This window comes from Cupriavidus sp. PET2-C1 (assembly GCF_054515855.1).
In genome coordinates this window covers 12,602-21,612 of the sequence record NZ_JBTNRJ010000003.1, presented here as the reverse complement: position 1 = coordinate 21,612, position 9,011 = coordinate 12,602, and the positions used below count along the sequence as shown (strand labels likewise).

General features: G+C 70.0%; 4 protein-coding genes. All 4 read right to left on the bottom strand.

The features are described from left to right. From ACX12D_RS33815 to ACX12D_RS33800, 4 genes are read right to left on the bottom strand one after another with little or no spacing between them, the layout of a single operon-like run. Positions 1 to 3,195 (bottom strand): non-ribosomal peptide synthetase, encoded by a 3,195-nt coding sequence (locus ACX12D_RS33815; RefSeq protein ID WP_459377033.1) that lies wholly within the window; start codon positions 3,193 to 3,195, stop codon positions 1 to 3. Positions 3,196 to 3,198: 3 nt separating this feature from the next. Then, positions 3,199 to 7,749: a condensation domain-containing protein gene (locus tag ACX12D_RS33810; RefSeq protein ID WP_459377032.1), complete on the bottom strand. Its 4,551-nt coding sequence runs from the start codon at positions 7,747 to 7,749 to the stop codon at positions 3,199 to 3,201. Between the two features lie 60 nt (positions 7,750 to 7,809). Continuing rightward, entirely contained in the window at positions 7,810 to 8,544 is a 735-nt protein-coding gene (locus tag ACX12D_RS33805) for a thioesterase II family protein (RefSeq protein ID WP_459377031.1), read from the bottom strand. A 2-nt stretch (positions 8,545 to 8,546) separates the two neighbouring features. Further along, the gene (locus ACX12D_RS33800) at positions 8,547 to 8,768 is read right to left on the bottom strand and encodes an MbtH family protein (RefSeq protein ID WP_006160788.1); all 222 of its coding nucleotides are present in this window, start codon (positions 8,766 to 8,768) and stop codon (positions 8,547 to 8,549) included. Positions 8,769 to 9,011 lie beyond the last annotated feature (243 nt).

The window sequence follows — 9,011 nt, the reverse complement described above, 5'->3', positions numbered from 1 at the left end:
TCATGCCGTGGCGCCGGCCGATGCGCGCAGGGCGGCAAGGGCCTCCGGAGACATCGCCGCCAACTGGCGTTGCAGGCCGGCGAGCGTCTCCAGGCCATCGGGGTCCGTAGCCGTGGCGCGCAGGGCGCCGGCCAACGCGGCGGCACTCGGGGCGTCGAACACCACCGCAGGCGCGATTTCCAGCTTGAGCAGCTTGCGAATCCGCGCCACCAGCTTGATGACCAGCAGCGAATGGCCGCCGGCCTCGAACAGATCGTCATGGACCGCCAGCGTGGGCGCGCCAAGCAGATCGCGCAGTTGGTCGAGCAGCAGCGCTTCCAGCGCGCTGTCCGGCTCGCGGGACGGGACGGACGCCCCGGCCGGCTCGGCAAGGGCCGAAGCAGCGAGTGCCCGGCGATCGATCTTGCCGTTGCGCAGGCGCGGCAGCGCCGCGACGGCAAACCACTGCGCGGGAATCATCGGATCGGGCAGGCGCTCCGCCAGCGCCTGGCGCAGTGCATTGCGTCGCGCGGCTGTCAGCGCGCCATCCGCTTCCGCCTCGGGCACGAGCCACGTGGCCAGACGTGTCGTCCCGTTGTCGGCCGTCACCGGCAGCACGACCGCCTGACGGACGCCGGGCAGTGCTTCCAACGCCTGTTCGATCTCGCCGCACTCGATGCGGAATCCGCGAATCTTGATCTGGCTGTCGGCGCGGCCAATCAGCTCGATACCGCCTTCGGGCAGATAGCGTGCAAGGTCGCCGCTGCGGTAAAGCCGCCGGCCAGCGTGCTCGGGATGCGGGACGAAGGCGTCACTGGCCACGCCACCGAGATAGCCGGCGCCAAGCTGGGCGCCGCCCAGATAGAGTTCGCCCGTTTCACCGACCGTCGCCGGCTGCCCCGCCACAGTGCGGACATGAGCCTCGCAGTTCGCCAGGACACGCGTCAGCGGCAGGGGCGCTTCCGGCAGGTCGGCGGCACGGCCCGCTTCGTGGACCAGGATGCCCACGGTGGTCTCCGTGGGGCCGTAGTGATTGCAGAGGCGGACATCGGGTGCACGCTTGCGCAGGCGCGCCAGCAATGCCGGCGAGGCCGCTTCGCCGCCCACCACCACCGTGGCGTGCGGCGGCAGCGCCAGCGGCGCCGCATCGCCGTCGAGCAGCGCATCGAGATGGGACGGGACGATCTTCAGGCAGTCCACCTGTTCGCGGGCAAGGAAGCGGGCAAAGCTGGCGGCATCCTGCATATCGGCATCGTCCGCCACACAGAGGCAGCCGCCATGCCACAATGCGCCGAACAGCGTGGTGTTGCCGAGATCGGCCGCCACGGTGGACGTCAGCGCAAAGCGCTCGCAGCGATCGAGCCGCAGCGCCTGGCCGGAGGCCGCCGCATAGTTGAGCAACTGGGCGTGCGAGATCGGCACCCCCTTTGGCGTGCCCGTGGAGCCCGACGTGTAGAGCACGTAGGCCGTCTGGTCCGCTTCGATATCGGGCAGCGACGCCCCGGACGTGACGCCGGACGAAGACGCCGGCCACGCGGCGACATCCGCGTGCGGTGTCGGACCGGCTGCGTCCGCGAGGTGCGCGGCGTCGGTCAGCACCAGCGTGGCGCCGGCGTCCGCCAGGATCCGCGCGCGCCGCTGCGGCGGCCATGCGGGGTCCAGCGGCAGATAGGCGCCACCGGCACGCATCACCGCCAGCAGCGCGATCACGAGTTCGCCGGAACGTGGCAGCAGCAGGCCCACCGGCTGGCCCGGGCGCCAACCCAGTGACGGCAGATGGCTCGCCAGCGCATCGACGGCGGCGGACAGTTCCGCATAGCCCCACTGGCGACCACCGGCGGATAGCGCGGCGGCCAGTGGCCGTTCGGCGGCCCAGTGTGCCAGCCGCTGCGGCAGCATCTGGGTGCCGACGTGCAGCGCCGGACCGTGCATCGCCGCGATACGAGCCTGATCCGCGGCCGTGGCCAGCGGCAGCGCCGAGACGGTGGTCCCCGACTGCGTCGGCAGGGTCCGCAGCAGGGTCAGGTACTGGTCGAGCAGGCAGGCCATCGCGTCGGCGCGATAGTGCTCAGCCGAATAGTGCAGCGCCAGTTCGCCCGGCAAACCAGCATCGCCGGCATGGACGTGCAGCGCCAGCTCGACGCCCGGCGTCGGTGCCTGCGGCGCAGCGATGCGCCATGCGATATCGCCGTGATGCGCGCGGAGCAGGGCAGGGCCGGTGGTGGCGAAGCCGATACGCGTCGGCGTGCCGGACGCGGCATCGGCCGTGGCGTGCTCGCGCCAGCCCGCGTGCTGCTGAAGCTGGGCGCTGAACTGGCCGAGCCAATCGGCGACGCTGCGTTCCGCGTCGGGCTCTACCGTGACGGGGAGCACCGACTCGTAGCGGCCGACGGCGCCGGCCAGCGCCTCGAAATCGTCGCGGCTATCTTGCCACCAGCCCGCGCAGAATCGGCCCGTGGGATCGAGTCGGGCGAGTAGCAGCCACCATGCCGCCTGCAGCACATGCACGAGCGGCAGGTCGAGCTGGCTGGCCAGGCCGGCGAGCGCAGCGGCATCTGCCTCCGGCATTTGTGCCGATAGCGTGCGCAGCGCGCCAATGGGCGCCGTGCCCGCCTGCCGCCACGGCAGGCGCGGGGCGTCGAGCCCGGCAAGACGGTCGCGCACGGCCTGCCAGTAGGCTTGCCCGGCCTCGACGTTGTCCTGCGCGAGACCGGCGGTCCACTCGAGGTAATCGGCATAGGACAGCGGGGCTTCCCCGGCCGGCACGGCATCGTCGGCGTACGCCTGCGCGAGTTCGCGCATCAGCGTGACCAGGCTCGGGCCATCGATGGCGAGCGGATTGGCGGCCAGCGATACGTGCGTACGTTCGGCGCCGCCCGGTTCGCGAAGGCGCTGGACGCTTGCCTGCAAGGCCGGCACATCACCACGGGCTGCAGGCGCCGACAGCGTCATGACGGGCGCCGGGCCTTCGAAATGCTGGCGCAGTCCGCGCAGGCCGTCGACGCATCTGAATGCCAGGCGCGCAGCCGGATGGCGCGCGGCGACGTGCGCCAGTGCCCGCTGCAGGCGCTCGGAATCGAGCGTGCCGTCGAGGGTGGCCGTCAGCGTGAGCGGAACGTCCGCGTGTGCTTCGAATGCCCGCTGTTCGCGGCCAAGGGCCTGGGCGTGGCCCGGGAAATCGCTTCCGGTGCCGAACGGATGGACGATGGCATTCATCGTTCAGCCCTCCAGCGTGGCGAGGGCCACTTCAGCGCTGTCCGCCGTAGCGGGACGGCCCGCCAATGCCGGCAGGTCGCGGCGCTCGAACATGTCGCCCATCGCCACGACGATCTTGCGCGGCCCCTCGAACGGATCGCGCGCGTGGGCGGCCAGCATGTTGTCGAGCATGACCACGTCGCCCTGGCGCCACTGGAAGCGCACGGCGCAGGCTTCATACAGTTCGCCGATCAGCGCCATCACGTCGTCGCCGATCGGGCTGCCGTCGCCAAACAGCACCTGCCGTGGCATCCGCTGCGGGCCGACGATCTCAAGCAGGTCGCGTCGCACCTCGGGGTCCAGGCAGGCCGTGTGGTGCAGCTGCACCTGATTGAAGAAGCTGCGCTCGCCGGTGACCGGGTGGGCAATCACGGCGGGACATTGCTCGCGGGTCTGCAGCGTATCGGCGTCCAGCCATGCGAAATCGGTGCCCGAGGCGCGCAGCCGGGCCTCCACCTCGTCGCGCGAGTCCGTCTTGAAGAAGTCGCGCCAGCTCACATCGAGCTTGTCGTTGAACGTGCGCACGTAGCGCAGCCCCTTGCTTTCGAAGCGGGCGGCCAGTTCGCGCGGCAGCCGGCGATACATCTCGCGGCAGTCGACAATCGGCGTGGCACCGCCGACGGGCGAGGGCAGCTCACAGAAGAACCACTGCTTGCGCGGCCAGCGCGACAGATGCGCGCTTTCGTTGTGGTACAGGATCATCTCGCGCTCCGGATACGGCGTGGAGCGATACGTGTTGCGGCCGCCTTCCTTCTTCGGCAGATCGCCATACGACCCATAGAGCCCCGGCTCGATCGATTCCGCGAACCGTTCGAACTCCTGCGGCGTGCGCAGGCCGAAGCCGCGCAGCAGGATGCCGCCGTGGCGGCACAGCGTGGCCTCGATGTCCTGCCGATGGGCCAGCGCCCATGCCACGGGGTCCAGGTCCAGCGTGGTCGGTTCGATCACGATGGGGAAGGTCTGGCCCGGCGACAGGAACGACGTCCGCACGAGCGGCGCGGCCGGAGCCGCTTCTGCCGCCGTTTTCGGGAGCCCGGCGACATTGCCGAGTTTGTTGAGCTTGGCGAGCTTGTCGAGCTTGCTGGGACTGGAAATCTGGCTGGAAGTCATGGCGGGCATATCGGTAGCGGGTTCGCAAAGGCTGGCCGGCACAACGAGGCCGGACAACGGAAGGGCGGGGTTCGACACGGCCTGGGCCAGCACGGCGCCGTAGGCATCGGCAATGCGGTGAGCGGTGGCGCGCGGGAACAGGGCCGTCGCGTAGACCCATTCGGCGCGCAGGCCATCGGCGTGGGGGGCGAGGAACACGGCGAGGTCGAACTTGGCGGCGTGGACAGGCGTCGGCAGGCGTTCGGCACGCAGGCCCGCGAACTGGCGCGCGTCGGCAGGCGTGTTCTGCAGTACGAACAGCATCTGGACCAGCGGGTGCCACGCGCGCTCGCGCGGCACGCCGGCCACTTCGACAATGCGCTCGAAGGGAAGAGCCTGATGATCGAAAGCGGCCAGCGTGGCATCGCGCAACTGGGCCAGCAGGGCGGCGAACGTCAGCGTGGCATGGGGCCGCGCGCGCAGCGGCAGCACGTTGACGAAGAAGCCGATCAGTTCCTCCAGCTCGCGCCGCGTGCGGCCGGCCACGTCGATGCCGACCAACTGGTCTTCGGCACCGCCCAGCCTGTGCAGCAGCGCGTGGAAGGCTGCCAGCAGCACCATGTAGCGCGTGGCGCCGTGGGCACGGGCCAGCGCATCGACGCGCGCCAGCAACGCATCGGGAAGCTCGCTGTGGCATGCGGCGCCGGTGGTCGAAGCCACGGGCGGGCGACGGTTTGGCGACGGGATCGTCGTAAGGCGCGGCGCGCCTTGCAGCGCATCGCGCCAGAACGAGGCCTCGGATGGCTGGGACCGCGCGCCGTCCGCGCCATGCTGATGGACGGCGTAATCCGCGTACTGGATCAGCAGCGGCGGCAGATCGAGCGCGGTGCCCGCGATGGCGGCGTTGTAGCCGGCCGCGAGCGTATCGAGCAGGATGTCGATGGACCAGCCATCGCCGACGATATGGTGCAGCGTGAGCAGCAGCGCGTGATCGTCGTCGGCCAGCCGCACGAGCCGCGCGCGCAGCAGCGGGGCGCTGGACAGATCGAATGGTTCGCGCGCCTGGGCTTCAGCCAGTTCGTGCAAGGCCGCCGCGCGCTGGGATGCGTCCAGCGACGACAGGTCGTGGTACGGCAGATCGATCGTCAGCGCGGACGCGATGCGCGCGGAGGGCGCACCGTTCGCGTCGGCCGGATAGGACGTACGCAGGATTTCGTGGCGTTCGACGAGCGCGTTCAGGCTGGCGCGCATGGCCTGCGCGTCGAGCGGGCCGGAAAGGCGCAGGCCGCCGGCCATGTTGTAGATCCAGCGGTCAGCGGGCGCGGCAATGCGGTCCGTCAGCCACATGCGCTGCTGCGCGGGCGCCAGCGGCATCTCGCCGGTACGCGGTGCGCGCGCAATCGGCGCGTCGGCGCCATCGTTGCCGCCGACTTGGAGCGACTCCAGCGCGGCCGCGCAGGCGGCGAGCGTAGGGTGCTCGAACGGCAGACGCATGGGCACCGCCGCGCCGAATCGCTCACGCAGGCGTGCCACAAGGCGCGCGGCCGTCAGCGAACTGCCGCCGGCCGCAAAGAAATGAGCCTGCCGGTCGGCGGGCGCCGCGCCCAGCAGCTCTTGCCACAACGCGGCAAGGGCAATCTCGGCTTCGCCGCGAGGGGGCTCACCGGCGGCCGGGGCCTGGCCGTTGGCGGAGATTCCGCCGCGCGAGAAGGCGCCATGCGACCACACGGCGCAGGCGTCCAGGCCGTCGTCGAGCCAACCCTGCCGACACGCGCTGCGTTGGAGCTTGCCGCTGGTGGTCTTGGGCAGGCCACCGGGGTTCAGCAGCAGCGCCACGGCCAGCGTTTCGCCACAGGCATTGCCGACCGCTTCCGCGAGCGCCTGGACCAGCGCCACATGTCCGATGCGCTTCTGGTCCGGCCGCGAGATCTCGACGGCAATGCCAATCGCCTCGCCATTGGGGCCCTGCACGGGAAACGCCGCCACGCGGCCACGGCGCGCGGCGGTGACCTTCGCTTCCACAGCCTGCTCGATATCCTGCGGATAGAGGTTCTGGCCGCGTACGATGATCAGGTCCTTGCGCCGGCCCGCGATGTAGAGCTGGCCGTCGCGCATCAGGCCGACATCGCCGGTGCGCAGCCGGCGTTCGGCACCGGCGTCGCCAGTGAACGTGGCCGCCGTGGCGCTGGCATTGCGCCAGTAGCCGTGGGCCACGCTCGGGCCCGCGATTTCGATCTCGCCAACGTGCCCATCCGCGACTGCCTGGCCATCCCGATCGGCAATGCGCACGGTATGGTCGGCGCGGGGGAATCCGCAGGCGACCAGTTCCATGCCGCTGTCGGTGGCATTCGCCGTCTTCCCCAGGCCCTGTGCCAGGGCGGCAGGGTCGAAGCGCTCGCTCAGCATGCCCGTGCCACGCTTGCCGCCAGTGGCGAACAGCGTAGCCTCGGCGAGGCCGTAGCACGGATACAGCGCCTGCTTGCGGAAGCCGGCCGGTGCGAAGCGGTCGACGAAGGCACGCAGCGTGTCGGCGCGCACGGGCTCCGCGCCCGAGAATGCGACGTCCCAGCTCGACAGGTCGAGCCCTTCGAAATGGCTGTCGCGCACGCGTTCGACACAAAGCCGATAGGCGAAATCGGGGCCGCCCGACAGCGTGCCGCGATGCCGGCTGATGGCCTGCAGCCAGCGTGCCGGCCGCTCCAGGAAGAACTGCGGCGACATCATCGCCACGGGCACGCCGCTGTGGATGGGCTGCAGCAGGCCGCCGATCAGGCCCATGTCGTGATACAGCGGCAGCCAGCTGACCATCGTGTCGCCGGGCCGCACGCCCATGCCGGTCGCGATCGCCACCTCGTTCGCAATGACATTGCCATGGCTGACCATGACGCCCTTCGGCGAAGCCGTGGACCCCGACGTGTATTGCAGGAAGGCCAGCGTGTCCGGGCCGGCAGGGTAGGGATGCCAGTCGTCCCGCGTGGGCGGCTGCGGATCATCGGCCAGGATCACGGCGGCACGCGGTGCGATGGCGGCCAGCGCATCGTGGTGCGCGGTGGCCTGCGCCGTGCTGGTCAGCAGCAGCGCGGGGTCCGCATCGCAGGCCATGGCGCGCAATCGCGCGACCTGCGCCGAGCGGACCGCGCCGGGCTCGAAGGCGGGCACGGCGATCAATCCCCCGTAGAGGCAGGCGAAAAACGCGGTCATATAGTCGATCCCGCTGTCGAGCAGCAGCATCGCGCGGTCGCCGGGCGCGGCGCGCGACGCCAGATGGGAGGCGAGGGCGCGCACGCGGGCATCGAGCGAGGCGTAGTCGTAGCGGGTATCGCCGGCGGCGTCGATGGTGATCAGTGCCGTATCGCCGGCGCGGTGCACGGCCAGTTGGCCGAGGTGGGCCACCAGCGTGGCCGGGACGTTTGGAGCGGACTGCATACTTGGGATCGACTTTTCAGGAAGACGGTTGGCTTGGATGCTTGGGCGACGCGGCGGGCGTCACGCAAACGCGGGCATGGTGGATGCCTGAGGCGCCTCCAGATGGGTCACGAGGCGGCGAACCACTGCGGCCGGATCGTCGTGCAGGAAGAAATGCCCGCCGGCAAACCAGTCCAGCGTGTGGCCGACCTGGGATTCGATGGCCCAGGCATGGAGGTCGGCGGGCAAGATCGGATCGTCGTGGCCCGCGAAGACATGCAGCGGCATCGGCAGCGGTGGGACGTCGGCACGCTGGAAGCTCTCGCAGACGCGATAGTCGGCATCGAGCACGTCCAGCGTCATGCGCAGCAGCTCGGGATCGGCAAAGACGGCCTCGGGCGTGCCGCCGTGCTTGCGAAGGTCTTCGGCCAGCGCCGCGTCGCCGCGCAGGGCGGCCAGGCGCCGGGAATCCCGTCGGGTGGGTGCGGCGCAGCCGGAAACGACCAGGCCACGCGGCAAGCCATAGCCACGCTCGCGCAGCAGATGGCAGACGCGCCAGGCAAGCAAGCCGCCCATGCTGTGGCCGAAGAGCCCATACGGCATGCCGGCATGCGCGCGATGCCGGCACAGGGCGTCGGTCATCGCGCTGGCAAGGGCCTCGAAATCCCGCAGCAGCGGCTCGTCGAGACGCGCGCCACGGCCGGGCGGCTCCAGCGGAACCAGCGCGATATCGGCCGGCAACAGGCGGCGCCAGCGCAGATACGTCGTGGCACTGGCCCCCGCGTGCGGCAGGCAGAACAGCTGCAACGCGGCCATGGTCAGGCGTTCGTCCGCGTTGGATCCTCCATGAAGCGGCGCAGGCTCAGCGGACGCATGTCGGTCCACGTGCGCTCGATATAGTCCAGGCAGGCCTGCTTGCCACCGCTGAAGCCCGCCGCGCGCCATCCGCCCGGAATGGCCTTGTAGTCAGGCCAGATCGAATACTGCTCTTCGTGATTGACGAGAACCAGGAATGTGGCGTCGTCGCGATCGAAACTCATGGAAAGCTCCCGTTCGGTACTGGATCATCCGGCGCCACCGATATGGCGCCCGTCACCTTGTTGGACGAAACGGGGAAGCAAGTATTTAGGGGGGGGTTTTGGGGCTGGGGTGTGGGGGTGGATGGGGGTTTAGGTGGTTATCGTATTTAACATAATAAACGGCTGCGGCGAAACCTATTATGTCAATCCTGCAACGGCATGGCACCGTCCCGAGAGATCCTCGTATAGTCTCCCTACCCGTCA